The organism is Rhodovulum sp. BSW8, from assembly GCF_003314725.1.
In the GTDB taxonomy this organism is placed as follows: domain Bacteria; phylum Pseudomonadota; class Alphaproteobacteria; order Rhodobacterales; family Rhodobacteraceae; genus Rhodovulum; species Rhodovulum visakhapatnamense.
Window position 1 is genome coordinate 430,110 of sequence record NZ_QNVX01000005.1, and the last position, 19,001, is coordinate 449,110.

The 19,001-nt window shown below is 67.3% G+C and carries 18 protein-coding genes; 16 read left to right on the forward strand and 2 right to left on the reverse strand.

The window, feature by feature from the left end:
• Window positions 1-35: 35 nt before the first annotated feature.
• The 12 genes from frr to lpxB all read left to right on the forward strand — a co-directional run bounded on the left by frr (window position 36) and on the right by lpxB (window position 11,693).
• A complete protein-coding gene (gene frr / locus DSD19_RS04295; RefSeq protein ID WP_075785847.1) occupies window positions 36-602 on the forward strand; it encodes a ribosome recycling factor in 567 nt (188 codons plus the stop codon).
• Between the two features lie 87 nt (window positions 603-689).
• The gene (gene uppS / locus DSD19_RS04300; RefSeq protein WP_081382296.1) at window positions 690-1,364 is read left to right on the forward strand and encodes a polyprenyl diphosphate synthase; all 675 of its coding nucleotides are present in this window, start codon (window positions 690-692) and stop codon (window positions 1,362-1,364) included.
• Window positions 1,364-2,158 (forward strand): phosphatidate cytidylyltransferase, encoded by a 795-nt coding sequence (locus tag DSD19_RS04305; protein WP_075785849.1) that lies wholly within the window; start codon window positions 1,364-1,366, stop codon window positions 2,156-2,158. Before uppS ends, DSD19_RS04305 begins: the two co-directional genes overlap by 1 nt.
• Before the next feature lie 5 nt (window positions 2,159-2,163).
• Window positions 2,164-3,348: a 1-deoxy-D-xylulose-5-phosphate reductoisomerase gene (dxr, locus tag DSD19_RS04310; RefSeq protein WP_113668638.1), complete on the forward strand. Its 1,185-nt coding sequence runs from the start codon at window positions 2,164-2,166 to the stop codon at window positions 3,346-3,348.
• Window positions 3,349-3,369: 21 nt separating this feature from the next.
• Window positions 3,370-4,707 (forward strand): RIP metalloprotease RseP, encoded by a 1,338-nt coding sequence (gene rseP / locus DSD19_RS04315; protein ID WP_113668639.1) that lies wholly within the window; start codon window positions 3,370-3,372, stop codon window positions 4,705-4,707.
• A gap of 131 nt (window positions 4,708-4,838) precedes the next feature.
• Entirely contained in the window at window positions 4,839-4,991 is a 153-nt protein-coding gene (locus tag DSD19_RS21625; protein ID WP_165828036.1) for a hypothetical protein, read from the forward strand.
• A gap of 276 nt (window positions 4,992-5,267) precedes the next feature.
• Window positions 5,268-7,592: an outer membrane protein assembly factor BamA gene (gene bamA, locus DSD19_RS04320; protein ID WP_081382112.1), complete on the forward strand. Its 2,325-nt coding sequence runs from the start codon at window positions 5,268-5,270 to the stop codon at window positions 7,590-7,592.
• Window positions 7,593-7,596: 4 nt separating this feature from the next.
• Complete coding sequence (locus DSD19_RS04325; RefSeq protein WP_113668640.1) at window positions 7,597-8,247, forward strand: OmpH family outer membrane protein; 651 nt, start codon at window positions 7,597-7,599, stop codon at window positions 8,245-8,247.
• An 89-nt stretch (window positions 8,248-8,336) separates the two neighbouring features.
• The gene (fabZ, locus tag DSD19_RS04330; RefSeq protein WP_113668641.1) at window positions 8,337-8,807 is read left to right on the forward strand and encodes a 3-hydroxyacyl-ACP dehydratase FabZ; all 471 of its coding nucleotides are present in this window, start codon (window positions 8,337-8,339) and stop codon (window positions 8,805-8,807) included.
• A 6-nt stretch (window positions 8,808-8,813) separates the two neighbouring features.
• A complete protein-coding gene (lpxA, locus tag DSD19_RS04335) occupies window positions 8,814-9,614 on the forward strand; it encodes an acyl-ACP--UDP-N-acetylglucosamine O-acyltransferase (RefSeq protein ID WP_113668642.1) in 801 nt (266 codons plus the stop codon).
• A gap of 43 nt (window positions 9,615-9,657) precedes the next feature.
• Window positions 9,658-10,515, forward strand: coding sequence for an LpxI family protein (locus DSD19_RS04340; protein WP_113668643.1), 858 nt, complete (start codon window positions 9,658-9,660; stop codon window positions 10,513-10,515).
• The gene (gene lpxB / locus DSD19_RS04345; RefSeq protein WP_075785855.1) at window positions 10,512-11,693 is read left to right on the forward strand and encodes a lipid-A-disaccharide synthase; all 1,182 of its coding nucleotides are present in this window, start codon (window positions 10,512-10,514) and stop codon (window positions 11,691-11,693) included. Before DSD19_RS04340 ends, lpxB begins: the two co-directional genes overlap by 4 nt.
• Window positions 11,694-11,699: 6 nt before the next feature.
• Here the strand turns inward: lpxB and DSD19_RS04350 are convergent, their stop codons facing one another.
• On the reverse strand, window positions 11,700-12,176 hold the full coding sequence (locus tag DSD19_RS04350; RefSeq protein WP_075785856.1) for a DUF2059 domain-containing protein: 477 nt from the start codon (window positions 12,174-12,176) through the stop codon (window positions 11,700-11,702).
• Between the two features lie 58 nt (window positions 12,177-12,234).
• Window positions 12,235-13,392, reverse strand: coding sequence for a tRNA 2-thiouridine(34) synthase MnmA (mnmA, locus tag DSD19_RS04355; protein WP_075785857.1), 1,158 nt, complete (start codon window positions 13,390-13,392; stop codon window positions 12,235-12,237).
• Window positions 13,393-13,520: 128 nt separating this feature from the next.
• On the opposite strand from mnmA, the gene DSD19_RS04360 reads away from it, so the two are divergent.
• From DSD19_RS04360 to recG, 4 genes are all read left to right on the forward strand, one after another.
• Window positions 13,521-13,805: a DUF1153 domain-containing protein gene (locus tag DSD19_RS04360; protein WP_075785858.1), complete on the forward strand. Its 285-nt coding sequence runs from the start codon at window positions 13,521-13,523 to the stop codon at window positions 13,803-13,805.
• Window positions 13,806-13,937: 132 nt separating this feature from the next.
• The gene (gene ctrA, locus DSD19_RS04365; protein ID WP_113668644.1) at window positions 13,938-14,654 is read left to right on the forward strand and encodes a response regulator transcription factor CtrA; all 717 of its coding nucleotides are present in this window, start codon (window positions 13,938-13,940) and stop codon (window positions 14,652-14,654) included.
• A gap of 78 nt (window positions 14,655-14,732) precedes the next feature.
• Complete coding sequence (ligA, locus tag DSD19_RS04370; RefSeq protein WP_113668645.1) at window positions 14,733-16,853, forward strand: NAD-dependent DNA ligase LigA; 2,121 nt, start codon at window positions 14,733-14,735, stop codon at window positions 16,851-16,853.
• The gene (gene recG, locus DSD19_RS04375) at window positions 16,850-18,937 is read left to right on the forward strand and encodes an ATP-dependent DNA helicase RecG (protein ID WP_113668646.1); all 2,088 of its coding nucleotides are present in this window, start codon (window positions 16,850-16,852) and stop codon (window positions 18,935-18,937) included. Before ligA ends, recG begins: the two co-directional genes overlap by 4 nt.
• Window positions 18,938-19,001 lie beyond the last annotated feature (64 nt).

Sequence of the window (19,001 nt, forward strand, 5' to 3'; positions counted from 1 at the left end):
ACACACGACTTCACGAGGCAACGGGAAGAAAGACCATGGCGGAAGACGAGCTGGACATCGACCTTGACGACCTGACCCGCCGGATGGACGGCGCGATGGCGTCGCTCAAGCACGAGTTTTCCTCGCTCAGGACCGGACGTGCGTCTGCCAGCATGCTGGATCCGATCATGGTCGATGCCTATGGCTCGCCGACCCCGATCAACCAGCTCGGCACCGTCAACGTGCCCGAGCCGCGCATGGTCACCATCAACATCTGGGACAAGTCGATGGTGAACAAGGTCGAGAAGGCGATCATGGAATCGGGTCTCGGGATCAACCCGCAGACCAACGGCACCATCATCATGCTGCCGATCCCCGAGCTGAACGAGGAGCGCCGCCGCGAGCTGACCAAGGTCGCCGCGCAATATGCCGAACAGGCCCGCGTGGCCGTGCGCAACGTGCGCCGCGACGGCATGGAGCAGCTCAAGAAGGCCAAGGCCGCCGGCATGAGCGAGGATGACAACAAGATCTGGCATGACGAGATCCAGACCCTGACCGACAAGTACATCGCCCAGGTCGACAAGGCGCTCGAGTCCAAGCAGCAGGAGATCATGCAGGTCTGACGCCGGTCGGACCCGCAGGATCGGAAAGGGGGCGGCGTGGCCGCGAAGGACAACAACCAGAGCGGACCCGCCCATGTCGCCGTCATCATGGACGGCAACGGCCGCTGGGCGCAGATGCGCGGGCGGCCGCGCCTTTTCGGCCATCAGGCGGGCGCGCGGCGGGTGCGCGAGATCGTCGAGGCCTGTCCCGATCTCGGCATCCGCTACCTGACGATCTTCGCCTTCTCGACCGAGAACTGGCGCCGGACCCAGGTCGAGGTGGCCGGGCTGATGACGCTGTTCCGGCGCTATATCCAGAAAGAGGCGACCGCACTTCTGGACAAGGGCGTGCGGGTGCGGTTCATCGGCGACCGCGACCGGCTCGACCCCAAGCTCGTCGGCATGATGCACGCGCTGGAAGAGATCACCAGCGGCAACGATCTGGTGAACCTGACGGTCGCCATCAATTATGGCGGCCGCGACGAGGTGGCCCGCGCCACCAAGCGGCTGGCGCGCGAGGTGGCGGCCGGGCGGCTCGACCCCGAGGACGTGGATGCGGAAACGCTGGCCCATTTCCTTGACACCTGCCTGCTGCCCGACCCCGATCTGGTGATCCGCACCTCCGGCGAGGCGCGGATCTCGAACTTTCTGCTGTGGCAGTCGGCCTATGCGGAATATGAATTCACGCCCGTGCTCTGGCCCGATTTCACGGCGGCCCATTTCGCCGAGATCGTCGGGAATTACAGCGCGCGCGAGCGGCGCTATGGAGCGGTGCTGAGCTGATGTCTTCGGGTGGGTCCTGGGAAGACCTGCTGCCCCGTCTGGGGTCGGCAGTGGTGATGGCGGCGGTCGGGATTCTGGCGGTCTGGCTGGGCGGGGTCTGGTTCACCGGGCTCGCCGCGCTGGTCTCGGGCACGATGGTCTGGGAACTGACGCGGATGATGGTGCCGGGCGCGGCCGGGCGGCTGCCGATCCAGATGGCGCTGGTCTCGGGGGCGGCGGTGCTGGTGGCCTCGGTGCTGCCGGGCTATGCGGCCTTTCCGCTTTTGCTGGTGCCCTGTGTGATCGGCGCCTGGCAGTTGCCGCGCGACCGCGGGCTTTATCTGGCCTTCGCCATGGCGATGCTGGTCACGGGCTACGGGCTGGCGACCTTCCGCGCCGATCACGGCGTCGTCTGGCTGGTGTGGCTGATCCTCGTGGTGATCGCGACCGATGTGGCGGGCTATTTCGCGGGCCGCTTCATCGGCGGACCCAAGTTCTGGCCGAAGGTCAGCCCCAAGAAGACCTGGTCCGGCATCCTCGGTGGCTGGTTCGCGGCGATGCTGATCGGTCTGATCTTTCTGACCTTCACCAATGCGGGGCCGGATCTGCCCTGGATTTCCATGCTTCTGTCTTTCGCCAGCCAGATGGGCGACGCCGCCGAAAGCGCGCTAAAACGCCGCGTCGGCGTGAAAGACAGCTCGTCGCTCTTGCCCGGCCATGGCGGATTGTTCGACAGGTTCGACGGTCTGCTGGGCGCTTCCCTCTTCATGCTTCTGGTGGCTCAGCTCGTCTATGTCCCTGAAGTGAGGTTCTGAACGGCATGCAACGACGGCGGATCACCGTATTCGGTGCGACCGGGTCTATCGGCGAAAACACCATCGACCTTCTGACCCGGCAGGGCGGGGCCGACCGCTATGACGTGGTGGCGCTGACCGGCGGGCGAAACGTCAAGCGACTGTCCGAGCAGGCCATCGCGCTGAAGGCCGACCTGGCCGTGACCGCCTTCGACGAGTGTCTGGACGATCTTCGGGCCGCGCTGGCCGGATCGGGGGTCGAGGCGGCGGCGGGGCAGGCCGCTCTGATCGAGGCTGCGGCCCGTCCCGCCGACTGGATCATGTCGGCCATAGTGGGCTTTGCCGGGCTCGCGCCGGGGCTGAAGGCGCTGGAGCATGGCACGACGCTGGCGCTGGCGAACAAGGAAAGCCTGGTCGCCGCCGGGCCGCTGCTGCTGGGCGCCGCCGCGAAACACGGCGCGCGGGTGCTGCCGGTCGACAGCGAACATTCGGCGGTCTTTCAGGCGCTGGTGGGCGAGGATATGGCGGCGGTCGAGCGGGTCATCATCACCGCCTCGGGCGGCGCCTTCCGCGACTGGCCGATCGAGGATCTGGCCCGGGCCACGCCCGAACAGGCCTCGTCGCACCCGAACTGGGCCATGGGCCAGCGCATCACCATCGATTCCGCCTCCATGTTCAACAAGGGCATGGAGCTGATCGAGACCAAGGAGTATTTCGGGATCGCGCCTTCGAAGATCGAGGCTCTGGTCCATCCGGAATCCCTGATCCACGCCATGGTGGGCTATCGCGACGGCGCGATCATGGCCCATGTCGGCCCGCATGACATGCGCCATGCCATCGGCTATGCGCTGAACTGGCCCGAGCGCGCGGCGCTGCCGGTCGCGCGGCTGGATCTGGCCAGGATCGGCCAGATGACCTTCCGGCCGGCCTGCGAGACGCGCTGGCCTGCGCTCCGGATCGCCCGCGAGGTGATGGAGGCGGGCGGCTATGCCGGTGCGGCCTTCAACGCGGGCAAGGAGGCCGCGCTTGATGCGTTTCTGGCACGCGAGATCGGGTTCACGCAGATGTCGGACGTGGTTGCGGCGGTTCTTGATCGGCTTTCGGTCGATTCCGATCTGATGAAATCGGACCTCAGCCTTGAGAAAGTGCTGCATGTGGACCATCTCGCACGGGAAGAGGCCGCGCGGATCGTCCGGTCGATGCAGCACTGAACAACAATAAGGCTGGAAGTCTTGGATATCGCTTCGCTGATTCCCTCGTTCGGGAATGCCGCCTTCACCGTCGTTGCCTTCGTGGTGGCGCTGTCGATCATCGTCACCGTCCATGAATACGGGCATTACATCGTCGGCCGCTGGACCGGGATCCGGGCCGAGGTGTTCTCGCTCGGCTTCGGGCCGGTGCTGGTCTCTCGGGTCGACCGGCGCGGCACGCGCTGGCAGATCGCGGCGCTGCCGCTGGGCGGCTATGTGCGGTTTCTGGGCGATTCCGACGGGGCCAGCGGCAAGGACGCCGCCGCCATGGCCGGGATGGATGCGGACGAGAAGCGCCACAGCATGCATGGCGCGCCGCTCTGGGCGCGGGTCCTGACGGTGGCGGCGGGGCCGGTTTTCAACTTCGTGCTGTCGATTGCGGTCTTCGCGTTTCTGGCGGTGGTCAGCGGCGTCGCGATCGAACCGCCGACCGTGGGCAAACTGCACCCCTTGCCCGCCGCGCAATCGGCGCTGCGCGAGGGCGACGCCATCCTCGCGCTCGATGGCCGCGAAACCCCCGATTACACCGCCTTCTACGATGCCGTGGCGGCCCTGCCGGTCGACAGCGAGACCGCCTATCTGGTGCGCCGCGACGGGGTCGAGCAGGAGGTCGCCGGGCCCTATCCCTTCCCACCGGTGGTCTCGGCGATCCAGCCGAAATCGGCGGCGATGGAGGTCGGGCTGAAGGAAGGCGACGTGATCACCGCCATCGACGGCCAGCCGATCCGCGCTTTCCGTCAGTTGCAGGACGTGGTGACCGCCTCGGAAGGCGCGCCCATCGCCCTGACCGTCTGGCGCGACGGCGAGACGCTGAGCTTTTCGCTGACCCCCAAACGGATGGACATGCCCAATCCCGATGGCGGGTTCGAGACGCGCTGGCTGATCGGCATGACCGGGGGGCTGGCCTTCGAGCCCGCGACCCGGATGGCCGGACCGCTGGAGGCCGTGTCCTATGGTGCGGACCAGTTGGGTTTCATCGTGAAATCGAGCCTCTCGGGCCTGTATCACATGATCGCGGGCAAGATCAGTTCCTGCAACCTCTCGGGGCCGCTCGGCATCGCCGAATCCTCGGGCGCGGCCGCCAGCCAGGGGCTGGAGAGCTTCGTATGGTTCATCGCCATGCTCTCGACGGCGGTCGGGCTTCTGAACCTCTTTCCGATCCCGGTGCTCGATGGCGGGCATCTGGTGTTCTACGCCTATGAGGCCGTGGTGGGGCGCCCGCCCAGCGACAAGGCCCTGAGGATGCTGATGGCCACCGGTTTCGCCCTGCTGATCGGGTTGATGGTCTTCGCGCTTACCAACGACATCTTCTGTCCCTGAGCCCGGCGAAGGGACGCCACCGCCTGCAGCTGGGCCGTGTCCGGGGCGCGAGCCGTGCCCCGTCGCCAAATTGATGCCCCATTCCCCGTCTAGCCTCCGGCGCAACGGTCGAATGCAAAGGCAGGACGGACATGACACAGGCAACCGGTCTGAACGGAAGGGGCGAGGGGCAAGGCACGCTGGTACTGCTGTTCGATCTGAACTGGGATCGGGTGATCTTTCCCGCCGGGATCGCGCTGGCGCTGATCGCGGGCAGCTATCTGGCCAGTTTCGCCCCGCTCTGACCGCCCGTGAGGGACGGTCAGGGCGTCATGCCCGGTAGTGCTGTCAGGTTGCCCGCCGGGGGCGCGCTTCGGTGGCGGATGGCGCCGCTTCCGGGAGAGTGCCTGCCCCCGCAGCCCCGGCTGCGTCCGGCTCTCGCCGGACCGGCGGCCGTCCCGCGGCACGACCCTGTGAGGAAGCGCGGCAACGATCGGCGATTTTCCTGGCTTCGGCCTTTTGACAAAGCCCAGCCCGCAAGCTAGCAAGGCGGAAAGAAAACGTCACCTTGGGACGGGCACATGACCAAATCTTCGCAGGGATTTCTCGGCACCCGGCCGGGGGCGCGCAACCTCGCCTTGTCGGCCGTCGCGGTCGCCGTGGGGCTCGGCGCGGGCGTGCCGCAGCTGGCCATGGCGCAGAGCTACAGCTTTTCCAATGTGCGCGTCGAGGGCAACGAGCGGGTCGATGCCTCGACCGTGGCGAGCTATGCCAACATCTCGCGCGGCGAGACGGTCTCGGCGGCCCGTTTGAACGATGCCTATCAGGCCGTTGTCGACAGCGGCCTTTTCGAATCCGTCGAGCTGGTGCCGCAGGGCGGGACGCTGGTCATCAAGGTCACCGAATACCCGACCGTCAACCGCATCGGCTTCGAGGGCAATGCCCGGATCAAGGACGAGGATCTGCAGAAGATCGTCCAGTCCCAGTCGCGCCGGGTCTATTCGCCGTCCACCGCCGAAGCCGACGCCTCGGCCATCGCCGCCGCCTATGAACAATCCGGCCGCATTGCCGCCACGGTCACGCCCCGCATCATCGAACGCTCCGACAACCGCGTCGATCTGGTCTTCGAGATCGCCGAAGGCGCCGTGGTCGAGATCGAGCGCATTTCCTTTGTCGGCAACCGTGCCTATTCCGAAGGCCGCCTGCGCCGGGCGCTGGGGACCAAGCAGGCGGGCCTGCTGCGCCGTCTGATCCGTTCGGATACCTTCGTCGCCGACCGGATCGAGTTCGACAAGCAGGTGCTGAAGGACTTCTACACCTCGCGCGGCTATGTCGATTTCCAGGTGCTGTCGGTCACGCCCGAACTGACCCGCAACCGCGACGCCTATCTGCTGACCTTCAATATCCGCGAGGGGCAGAAGTTCAATTTCGGCAAGATCACCACCTCGTCGGACCTGACCGAGGTCGATCCCGACGAGTTCCAGCAGGCGGCCCGGGTCAGGGAAGGCGATACCTACACGCCCATGGCGATCGAGACCACGGTCGCCCGGATGGAACGGCTGGCGGTGCAGAAGGGGCTGAACTTCATCCGTATCACCCCGCGGATCACCCGCAACGACCGCGACCTGACGCTGGATGTCGAGTTCGTCGTCGAACGCGGCCCGCGGCTTTTCGTCGAGCGCATCGACATCGAGGGCAACGCCACCACGCTCGACCGCGTGGTCCGGCGGCAGTTCAACACCGTCGAGGGCGACCCCTTCAACCCGCGCGAGATCCGGCAGACCGCCGACCGCATCCGCGCGCTCGGCTTCTTCTCGACCGCCGATGTCTCGGCGCGCGAGGGCACCAGCCCCGACCAGATGATCATCGACGTCAATGTCGAGGAACAGCCGACCGGGACGCTGTCCTTCGGCCTGAGCTATTCGCAGACCGACGGAGCGGGCGCCGCGCTGTCCTTCAGCGAAAACAACTTCTTGGGCCGTGGCCAGTACCTGAGCGCCCGGATCGATACCGGCACCGACAACGCGACCTCGCGGCTGGTCTTCGTCGAGCCGGCCTTCCTCGGGCGCGACGTGCGGTTCCGCTTCGGGGCGACCTATTCGCAGACCGATACCGGCAAATACGACAGCGAATACGAGACCCAGAAGATCGAGATCTCGCCGTCGCTGGAATTCCCGATTTCGGAGAACGGCCGGTTCGAGCTGCGCTATGCCATCGGCGAAAACACCTTCAAGAATTACGAGGGCGATTCCGAGGTGCTGGCCCGCGAGGCCGAAGACCCGGGTCAGACCTTTTCGAAGGTCGGCTACGGGTTCACCTACGACACCCGCCGCACCGGGCTCGATCCCAATTCCGGGATCGTGCTGAAGTTCAACCAGGACTATGCCGGGCTTGGCGGCGATCTTGAATTCATCGAGACCACGGCCCTGGCGGGCGTCCAGAGGATGGTCTGGAACGAAGAGGTGACGCTGCGCGCCGAGCTTGAGGGCGGGGCGCTGACCATGCTGGGCGATTCCGAAAGCCGGGTGACCGAACGCTACTTCCTGAACGGCAAGATGCGCGGTTTCGACGGCAACGGCCTCGGTCCGCGCGAAGGCGACGAGGCGCTCGGGGGCAACATGTATGCCGTGGCCCGGTTCGAGGCCGAATTCCCGCTGGGCCTGCCCGCCGAATACGGCATCACCGGCGGCGTCTTCGCCGATTTCGGCACGGTCTGGGGGCTGGACAACACCGGCACCTCCTCGGGGCCTGTCGATGACGACTTCCATCTGCGGTCCGCGGTGGGGGTGTCGCTTTTCTGGAAGACCCCGCTCGGTCCGCTGCGCTTCAACTTCTCGAAGGCGGTCATGAAAGAGGACTACGACGAAGAGCAGAACTTCGACTTCACGATCTCGACGAGGTTCTGAGCCGATGCGCCGGGCGGGTAGCGGATGGGCGCTGGCCGCCGCGGCGGCGCTTGGCCTTGCCGGTCCGGCGCTTGCGCAGGACGGGCGTCCGGTCTTTCTCAGCCCGATCCTGACGCTCGATCAGGACCGTCTGTTCCAGGACAGCAAGGCCGGTCAGGCGATCGAGCAGGCGCTCGAGGCCGAAGCCGCCGCCCTGGCCGCCGAGAACCGGCGGATCGAGAGCGAGCTTGTGGCCGAGGAACGCGCGCTGACCGAACAGCGCGCCACGGTGCCGCCCGACCAGTTCCGGCCGCTGGCCGAGGCCTTCGACAGCAAGGTCGAAACGATCCGCGCCACGCAGGAGCGCAAGGCGCGCGAGCTGACCCAGCGCCGCGAGGAGGACCGGCAGGATTTCTTCCGCAAGGCACTGCCGGTTCTTGCCGAGATCGTGCGAGACCGCGGCGCCGTCGCGGTTCTGGCGCGCGAGGCGGTGATCCTGTCGGCCGGTCAGGTCGACATTACCGCCGACGCCATCGCTCTTTTGGACGAGCGGGTGGTCATCGACCCGGACGGCGAGGCAGTGCCGGACGCCGCCGAGGGCGCCCCGGCCGATCCTCCGGAGCCATCTTCTTTGGGGCCCGCAGCGCCGGAAGGAACGGGCCAGAGCGGCGACTAGGCGTCGCTTGTCTCGGCACGGACGAGTTGATACTGCGCTCCGTACCGCGTGATGAAAGCATATTCGCAATGTGCAAGGAGACAGGCTCGATGTCCGACAGTCAGGTCCTTGAGGCCGATATCGACGAAATCCAGAAGATTTTGCCGCACCGCTATCCGTTTCTGATGATCGACCGGGTGACGGACATCGTGCCGGGCCACAGCGCCGTCGGGATCAAGAACGTCTCGATCAACGAGCCGCATTTCCAGGGGCATTTCCCGTCGAAGCCGATCATGCCCGGGGTGCTGATCGTCGAGGCCATGGGCCAGACCGGCGGGGTTCTCGTTGGCAAGTCGGTGGATCTGTCCGAGGATGACCTGCTGGTCTATTTCATGGCGATGGACAAGTGCAAGTTCCGTCGGATGGTTGTTCCCGGCGACGTGCTCGAGCTGCATGTGACGGTCAAGCGCGGCGGCTCGAAGAAGGTCAAGATCTGGAAGTTCGAAGGTGTGGCGAAGGTCGGCGGCGAGATCGCGGCCGAAGCCGAATTCACCGCGATGATGGACATCAACCCGGAGTAAGCCGCCATGGCGATCGACCCCAGCGCCAAGATCCACCCCTCGGCCCTTGTCGAGGACGGTGCCGAGATCGGCCCCGGGGCCACGGTCGGCCCGTTCTCGGTGATCGGTCCGAAGGTCCGGCTCGGGCCGGATGTGGTGGTCAAAAGCCACGCGGTGGTGACCGGGCTGACCGAGATCGGCGACGGGACGGTGATCTTTCCCTTCGCCAATATCGGCGACATCCCGCAGGACCTGAAATACCGCGGCGAGGAAACCCGGCTGATCGTGGGCAAGCGCAACCGCATCCGCGAGGCGGTGACCATGAATACCGGCACCGAGGGCGGCGGCGGCATCACCCGGGTCGGCGACGATTGCCTGTTCATGACCGGCAGCCATGTCGGTCATGACGTTCAGGTCGGCAATGGCGTGATCGTGGCCAATCACGCGGCCTTTGCCGGGCATTGCATCATCGGCGACAATGTCGTCATCGGCGGGCTTGCCGGTATCCACCAATGGGTGCGGATCGGGCAGGGTGCGATCGTCGGCGCGCTGACCATGGTCACCAATGACGTGATCCCCTTCGGGCTGGTGCAGGGGCCGCGCGGCGTGCTGGACGGGCTGAACCTTGTCGGGCTCAAGCGCCGCGGCGTCGCGCGCGAGGATATTGCGGCGCTCCGGGCCGCTTTCCAGCATCTGGCCGAGGGCGAAGGCACCTTCCATCAGCGCGCGCGGCACCTCGCCGAGACCGCCGACAGCGCCTATGTGCGCCAGATGGTCGAGTTCGTGCTGGCCGATACCGACCGGTCCTTCCTGACGCCGAAACCCTGACGACGCGCCTATCGAGGCCCAGACCGGAGCGAGGACCGACCCGATGCCCGAGACTTCCCCTGAGACCGTTGTCGGCACCACGGCCCTGATCGCCGGGGGCGGCGCGCTGCCTGCGCATCTTGCCCGCGCCATGGAGGCTGCGGGAATGCCCTTCCTGATCGCCCAGATCGAGGGCTTCGCGATGGACGAGGCCGACCGCTGGCCGGTCGAGACCTTCGCGCTGGAACGGCTCGCGGTGCTGTTCGATCTGCTGCACGGTCGCGGCGTGACCCGGGTGGTGCTGGCCGGAACGATCCGGCGGCCCCGCCTCGACCCCGAGCGGATCGACCCGCGCACCGCCCAGCTTCTGCCGCGCATCCTGCCCTATCTGGCGCAGGGCGATGACGGTCTCTTGCGCGCCGTGATCGCGCTGTTCGAGGAAGACGGGTTTGCCGTCGTCGGCGCCGATGCGGTCGCCCCCGATCTGCTGCCCGCGCCGGGCGTTCTGACCGGGGTCGCGCCCTCGAAAGCCGACGAGAAGGATGCGGCACGCGCCGCCGCCATCGTCGAGGGGATCGGCGCGGTCGATGTCGGGCAGGGCGCGGTGGTGGCGCAGGGCCTGTGTCTGGCGGTCGAGACGCTGCCCGGGACCGATGCGATGCTGGCCTTCGTCGCCGAGACGGCGGCCGGTTGCCGTCCCGACCCCAGGGGCGCGCGGGGCGTGGTCTACAAGGCGCCCAAACCCGGGCAGGACCGCCGGGTCGATCTGCCTGCCATCGGGCCTGCGACCGTCGAGGCGGCCCACCGCGCGGGGCTTGCGGGGATCGTGCTGGAGGCGGGCGGCGTCATGGTGCTGGATCGCGCCGAAACCGTGGCCCGGGCCGACGCGCTGGGGGTCTTCATCTGGGTCCGGGAGCCGTGACGCGGCTTTTCTTCATCGCGGGCGAGCCTTCGGGCGATGCGCTCGGGGCGGCGCTGATCGCCGGGCTGAAAGAGCTCGATCCGGGGCTCGAGGTGCATGGGGTGGGCGGACCTCTCATGCAGGCCGAGGGGTTGGAAAGCCTTTTTCCGATGGACGAGCTGTCGGTGATGGGAATCGCCGAGGTGCTGCCGCGCTATGCGGCGCTGATGCGGCGGATCAAGGAATGCGCGGCCGAGGTGGTGCGGCTGTCGCCCGATGCGCTGGTGACCATCGACAGCCCGGATTTCTGCCTGCGGGTCGCGCGCCGGGTCAAGGCGCAAAGCCATGTGCGCACGGTCCATTACGTGGCCCCCACGGTCTGGGCCTGGCGGCCGGGCCGGGCCGCGCGGATGGCCGAGGCGGTCGATCAGGTGCTGGCGCTGTTCCCGTTCGAGCCGCCCTATATGGAAGCCGCCGGGATGCGCTGCGATTTCGTCGGGCATCCGGTGGTGGCCCAGCCCCGCGCCACGCCCGAGGAGGCCCGCGCCTTCCGCGACCGCCACGGCATCGCGGCCGACGCGCCGCTCTGCCTCGTGTTGCCGGGGTCGCGCGCGGGCGAGGTCGACCGGCTGGCGCCGGTCTTCGGCACGGCGCTGCAGACGGTCGCGTCCCAGCATCCGGGGCTGCGCGTCGTGGTGCCGACGACGGCGGGCGTGGCCGAGAGGGTCGCGGGCCTGACCGCCGCCTGGCCCGGCGCGCCGGTGCTGATCGACCCGCGCGCCGACGGCACTGCCGCGGCGGCCGCCAAGCGCGCCGCCTTCGCCGCGGCCGATCTGGCGCTGGCGGCCTCGGGTACCGTGTCGCTGGAACTGGCCGCGTCCGAAACGCCCATGGTCATCGCCTATGACATGAACTGGCTCAGCCGCCAGATCATCTGGCGGATGGTGCGGCTCGATACCGTGACACTGGTCAATATCGTCAGCGAAACCCGCGCGGTCCCCGAATTTCTGGGCGAGGCCTGCCAGCCCGGCCCGATCGCCGCGGCGCTGTGCCTGCTGCTGGAGGACCCGGGCTACCGCGCGCCCCAGATCGAGGCGATGCGCGTCACCATGGACCGGCTTGGCCAGGGCGGCGAGGCGCCGGGGCGGCGCGCCGCGCGCGCGGTGCTGGACGGTCTGGCGACGGCGCGGCGAAACTAGCGGGGCTCAGGGCGCCTCGACGATCCCCTGCATCCGGGTCAGAACCTCGGGCATCGTGCTTTGCACCAGCTCGATGATCTGCGGCTGCTGCGCGTTCAGCACCTTGGGCAGCTTCTGCATGACCGACCGGCCCTCGGGCGTGGCGTAGAAGTCGCGCAGCGCCTCGATTTCGTCCAGCGTCATCAGATCGGCCATCAGCTCGTCCTGCGACAGCATCAGCGCGCGCAGCCGGTCGGTATAGATCTCGGCATAAAGCGCCTCGATCCGCGACAGTTGCGAGGCGGTCAGGCGGGTGCCGCCGGCCTCGATGCTGGACACCGCCGGGCGCCACATCGAGCGCACGATTTCCTCGAGATCCATGTCGGCCACGGCGCGCTGGACATAGTCATGGGCCGCCTCCAGCCGGTCTTGGCGGGTTTCGTCGGCCCAAAGCGGCGCGGCGAGTAGAAGCCCGGCAAGGGCAACGGCAAGGGCAGGGCGCATCCGGGCGTTCTCCGTTCGATCCGGTTCGCGCTCAGGATGCAGGCCGGGCGCGGGCGGCTCAACCCCGATTCGCGCCGCGCCAGATCCAGCCGCCGCCCAGCACCCGGCTGCCCCCGGTCTCATAAAGCACGCAGGCCTGACCGGGGCTCACACCCTCTTCGGGGGTCAGCAGCTCGACCTCGGCCTCGGTCTCGGACAGCGGCCGCAGGATCGCCGCGCGCGGCGGCCGGGTCGAGCGCACCTTGACCGAGACCTCCCATTCGGGCCGCGAGGTCAGGGGCGCATCGCCCAGCCAGTTGATTTCGCGGACCGGAACGATGCGGGTCGACAGCATCTCTTTCGGGCCGACCACGACCTGCCGCGCATCGACATCGAGCCGCACGACATAAAGCGGTTCGTCGAGCCCGCCGATCCCCAGCCCGCGGCGCTGGCCGATGGTGTAATGGATCACGCCCTTGTGGGTCCCCAGCACGCGGCCATCGGCATGGACGATCTCGCCCGGTTCGGCGGCACCCGGGCGCAGCTTTTCGATCACCGAGGCATAGTTGCCCTCGGGCACGAAGCAGATGTCCTGACTGTCGGGCTTGTCCGCGACCGGCAGCCCGTATTTCGCGGCCAGCGCCCGGGTCGCGTCCTTGTTGGGCAGATGCCCCAGCGGGAATCGCAGGTAATCAAGCTGGTCGGGCGTGGTCGAGAACAGGAAATAGGACTGATCGCGCGCCGGATCGGCCGCGCAATGCAGCTCGGCCCCGTTCGGCCCCAGCTTGCGCTGGATGTAGTGGCCGGTCGCCATGCAGTCGGCGTCCAGATCCTTGGCAGTCGCCAGCAGGTCGCGGAACTTGACCCGCTCGTTGCAGCGGATGCAGGGCACCGGCGTCGCGCCCGCCAGATAGCTGTCGGCGAATTCCTCGATCACCGCGTCGCGGAAGAGGTTTTCATAGTCGAGCACGTAATGCGGAAAGCCCACGCTTTCGGCCACCCGGCGGGCGTCGTGGATGTCGCGGCCCGCGCAACAGGCGCCCTTCTTGGCCAGCGCCGCGCCGTGGTCGTAAAGCTGCAAGGTGATTCCCACCACGTCATAGCCTTCCTCGGCCAGCATCGCGGCCACGACCGAACTGTCCACGCCGCCGGACATGGCGACCAGCACGCGGGTTTCGGATTCGGGCTTTGCAAAGCCCAGCGAGTTCAGAGCGCGCGGGGCGCCGTCGCGTGGCATCGTGGGAACTCCAGGGAACAAGTCTCGGGCAATATAGGAAAATGCGAGATACTCTCAAGACCCGCCTTCACCCACCTTTAAGCAGGAAAACGCCACCCTCGCGCCGGATTTGCAAGGGATAAGTAGCCATGTTCCTGAAACGTATCGACGGGCCTCGCACCGTTAACTTGCCTGACGGCACCACCATGAGCCGGGCCGACCTTCCCCCGGTCGACACCCGCCGCTGGGTGGCCAGCCGCAAGGCGGCCGTGGTCAAGGCCGTCGCCGCGGGCCTGATCTCCGAGGAGGAGGCGCTTGATCGCTACACCCTGTCCGCCGAGGAATTTTCCAGCTGGAAGAAGGCAGTACGCGAGTTCGGGATCGCCGGGCTCAAGGTCACGTCGCTCAAATCCAACCGCCGGACAGAGCTTTGAGGACGGTCGAGTCGAATTGCTTATAGACAACCTCAAATTGTAAATGCTAGGGTAAATGTTAAGGTAACGTGCAATTAACCATTGTTCGTCAGGGTGCGACAAAGTTCGACGGTACTTAGCGGAGACCTAGCCATGCGCGTTCTGTTGGTGGAAGACGATCCGACCACAGCGAAGAGCATCGAGCTTATGCTGACCCATGCCAACCTCAACGTCTATACCACAGACCTTGGGGAAGAGGGCATAGATCTTGCAAAGCTCTATGACTACGATTTGATTCTTCTTGACCTCAACCTGCCCGACATGAACGGGCATGAGGTCCTGCGTCAGCTGCGTCTGGCACGCATCGACACGCCGATCCTGATCCTCTCGGGCGCAGCCGATACCGAGAACAAGATCAAGGGCTTCGGCTTCGGCGCGGACGATTACATGACCAAGCCGTTCCACCGCGAGGAACTTGTGGCGCGGATCCACGCCATCATCCGCCGGTCCAAGGGGCACTCTCAGTCGGTGATTCGCACCGGCAAGATCGAGGTCAACCTGGACGCCAAGACGGTCGAGGTCGAAGGCAAGCCGGTGCATCTGACCGGCAAGGAATATCAGATGCTCGAGCTTCTGTCGCTTCGCAAGGGGACGACCCTGACCAAGGAGATGTTCCTGAACCATCTCTATGGCGGCATGGACGAGCCCGAGCTGAAGATCATCGACGTCTTCATCTGCAAGCTGCGCAAGAAGCTCGCCCAGGCCACGGGCGGCGAAACCTATATCGAGACGGTCTGGGGCCGGGGCTATGTCCTGCGCGACCCCGAGCCGGGTCAGGCCATGCCGGGGTCCTTCGCTATCGGCGCCTGAGGCGGCGCCGAACGCACCCGCTGGAAATCCGGCCTCAGCCCCCCTATCACTCTGCCAGGGGCAATGCGGGGGGCCGGAATGACCGACGAACGTTCTGTCGAAGCGCTGTCGGAGACCGAGGCGCGGGCCGAACTGGCCCGGCTGGCCAAGGCCATTGCCGAGGCCGATGCCGCCTATCACCAGGAAGACGCGCCCACTCTTTCGGATGCGGCTTATGATGCGCTCAAGCGGCGCAATACGGCGATCGAGGCCCGGTTTCCCGCACTGAAGCGGGCCGACAGCCCGTCCGACCGGGTCGGGGCCGCGCCCGCCGAAGGGTTCGCCAAGATCGCCCATGTGCGGCGCATGCTGTCGCTGGCCAATGCCTTCGACGGCGCCGACGTGACCGAGTTCGACGCCCGCATCCGCCGCTATCTGGGGCTCGCCGATGAGGCGCCGCTTCTCTACACGGCCGAGCCCAAGATCGACGGTCTGTCCCTGTCGCTGCGCTATGAGGCGGGTCAACTGGTGCAGGCCGCGACCCGGGGCGATGGCGAGGTCGGCGAGAACGTCACCGCCAATGCCCGCACCATCGCCGACATCCCCCGGGTGCTGGACGGTGCCCCCGACATCCTCGAGGTGCGGGGCGAAGTCTACATGGCCCATGCCGATTTCGAGGCATTGAACGAACGCCAGGCCGAAACCGGCGCCAAGACCTTCGCGAATCTGAGGAATGCCGCCGCCGGATCGCTGCGCCAGCTCGACCCCGCCATTACCGCCGCCCGTCCGCTGAAGTTCTTCGCCTATGCCTGGGGCGAGGTCTCGGCCCCCCTTGCCGACACCCAGATGGGCGCCATCGAGCGGCTGAAAGCGCTGGGCTTTCAGGTCAATCCGCTGACCGTCCTCTGCGATGGCCCCCAGGCGCTCGCCGCCCATTACGCCCGGATAGAACAGCGCCGCGCGACGCTCGGCTATGATATCGACGGCGTCGTCTACAAGGTGAACGACCTCGCCCTGCAGGAGCGGCTGGGGTTCCGCGCGACCACGCCCCGCTGGGCCATCGCCCATAAATTCCCGGCCGAGCTGGCCTGGACCCGGCTCGACCGGATCGAGATCCAGGTCGGGCGCACCGGCGCGCTGTCGCCGGTGGCGCGGCTGCATCCGGTGACGGTGGGCGGCGTTGTCGTCTCGAACGCGACGCTTCATAACGAGGATTACATCGCGGGCCGCGATTCGAAGGGCAAAGAGATCCGCGGCGGCAAGGATATCCGCGAGGGCGACTGGGTGCAGGTTTACCGCGCGGGTGACGTGATCCCGAAGGTGGCCGATGTCGACCTTGCCAAGCGCCCCGAGGGCACCGAGCCGTTCCGCTTTCCCACCAGGTGCCCCGAATGCGGGTCCGAGGCGATCCGCGAAGAGGGCGATGCGGTCCGCCGCTGTTCGGGCGGGCTGATCTGTCCGGCCCAGGCGGTCGAGCGGCTCAAGCATTTCGTCAGCCGCGGGGCCTTCGACATCGAGGGGCTCGGCGCGAAACAGGTCGAGGCGCTCTGCAAGGACGGCTGGATCAGGGAGCCCGCCGACATCTTCGAGCTTGAGACCCGTTATGGCGAAGGTCTTCAGCAGTTGAAGAACCGCGAAGGCTGGGGCGAGAAATCGGCGGCGAACCTTTTCGCCGCCATCGCGGCGCGGCGGACGATCCCGCTCGACCGGCTGATCTTCGCGCTCGGCATCCGCCATCTGGGCGAGGCCGCGGCCGATCTTCTGGCCCGCAACTTCCAGACCTGGGAGGCGTTCGAGGCGGCCGTGACCCATGCCACGGTTGGCGAGGGCCAGGACTGGGAGGCGCTTTTGGCGATCGACGGGATCGGCACGGTGATGGCCAGCTCGCTGATCACCGCCTTCCATCAGGAGGCCGAGCGCGCCTCGATCGACCGGCTGGTCGCGCATCTGACGGTAGAACCGGTGGCGCCAAGGGGGACGGCCGACAGCCCGGTCGCGGGCAAGACGGTGGTCTTCACCGGCACGCTGGAAAAGATGAGCCGGGCCGAGGCCAAGGCGCGGGCCGAGGCGCTGGGGGCCAAGGTCGCGGGCTCGGTTTCGAAGAAAACCGATCTGGTGGTGCTGGGGCCGGGCGCCGGGTCGAAGGCCAAGAAGGCCGAGGAACTGGGAATCGAGACCGTCGACGAGGATGGCTGGCTGGCCCTGATCGGGGGCGCATGAGCGGTCGGCCCGATATCCTCTTTCCGCTTTTCGGGGCGCTTGAAAAGCTCGACGGCATCGGGCCGAAATCGGCCAAGCTATTGGCGCAGACGGGCATCGAGAAGCCGCGCGATCTGATCTTCACGCTGCCCCATACCGGCATCGACCGCCGTCCGGTCGAGACCGTCGCCAGCGTCGCGCCGGGCGAGGTCGCGACTGTCGAGGTGCTGGTCGGCGCCCATATGCCCGCCTCCGGCAAGGGCCGGCCTTACCGGATTCAGGTGCAGGATGCGGAAACCGCATTCCAGTTGGTCTTCTTCCATGCCCGCGGCGATTACCTGTCGAAGATCCTGCCCGAAGGCGCGCGGCGGGTGATTTCGGGCAGGGTCGAGATCTTCGACGGCATGGCCCAGATCGTCCATCCCGACCACGTCCTCCCGCCGGGCGAGGCCGCGGAGATCCCCGATTTCGAGCCGGTCTATCCGCTGACCGCCGGGCTTACGCTGAAGACGATGACGAAGGCCGTGGCCTCGGCGCTGACCCGCGCGCCCGATCTGCCGGACTGGATCGACCCGGCGCTTCTGGTGCGCGAGGGCTGGCCCGGATGGCGCGCGGCGCTGGAGGCTGCCCATGCGCCGCAATCCGCGCGCGACATCGCCGCCACGGCGCCCGCGCGCCAGCGGCTGGCCTATGACGAATTGCTGGCCCATCAGCTGACGCTGGCGCTGGCCCGGGCCGATCAGCGCCGCGCCAAAGGGCGGCCCAGCCAGGGCGACGGGCGGTTGCGGCGCAAGGTGCTGGCGGCGCTGCCCTTCCGGCCGACCGATGCGCAGGCCCGCGCGATGGACGAGATCGCCGAGGACATGGGCGCCGAGGCACGGATGACCCGGCTTTTGCAGGGCGATGTGGGCTCGGGCAAGACGCTGGTCGCGTGGATGGCGCTGCTGGTGGCGGTCGAGGCGGGCGGGCAGGGCGTGATGATGGCCCCGACCGAGATCCTCGCCCGCCAGCATCTGGAAAGCCTGCAACCGCTGGCCGAAAGCGCGGGCGTGGTGATCGAGATCCTGACCGGGCGCGACAAGGGCCGCGAACGCGCGGCCAAGCTGGCGGCGCTGGCGGCGGGCGATATCCAGGTGCTGGTCGGCACCCATGCGGTCTTTCAGAAGGATGTCGAATTCCGCGACCTGCGCCTGGCCATCGTCGACGAACAGCACCGCTTCGGCGTCGCGCAGCGGGTCGAGCTGTCGGCCAAGGGGCGGGGCGTCGACATGCTGGTGATGACGGCAACCCCCATTCCGCGCAGTCTGGCGCTGGCGACCTATGGCGATCTCGACATCTCGGTGCTGGATGAAAAGCCGCCGGGGCGGACGCCGGTCAAGACCGCGCTGGTCTCGGTCGAGCGGATGGAAGAGGTCGTGGCCCATCTGCGAAAGGCAGTGGCCGAGGGGCGGCAGGCCTATTGGGTCTGCCCGCTGGTCGAGGAATCCGAGGTCTCGGATCTGACGGCCGCCGAAGAGCGCTTCAAGCGCTTGCGCGCGGTCTTCGGCGACAAGGTCGGGCTGGTGCATGGCCAGCTGCCGCCCGCCGAGAAGGATGCCGCGATGCGCGCCTTCCAGCGGGGCGAAACCTCGGTTCTGGTCGCGACCACGGTGATCGAGGTGGGGGTGAACGTGCCCAATGCCTCGATCATGCTGATCGAGCGGGCCGAGGGGTTCGGGCTGGCGCAACTGCACCAGCTTCGGGGCCGGGTCGGGCGCGGAGCGGCGGCCTCGACCTGCCTTCTGATGTATCAGGCGCCCCTGGGCGAGGCCGGGCGGCGGCGGCTTGAGATCCTGCGCGAAACCGAGGACGGGTTCCGCATCGCCGAGGAAGACCTGGCGATGCGCGGCGCGGGCGATCTGATCGGCACTGCGCAATCGGGGCTGCCGCGCTTTCGGATCGCCGATCTGGAACGGCAGGCCGCGCTGATGGCCGTGGCGCAAAGCGATGCCCGCAAGCTTCTGGCCGACGATCCGGGCCTTGCCGGGCCGCGCGGGCAGGCGGCGCGGGTGCTTCTGTGGCTGATGGAACGCGACAAGGCGATTCGTCTCATCAAGGCGGGCTAAGCCCCTGGTCCGACGGCATCTGTTAAATGTTCCTAAAAAGTTCTTTACAGGTGGCGCCGGAAAT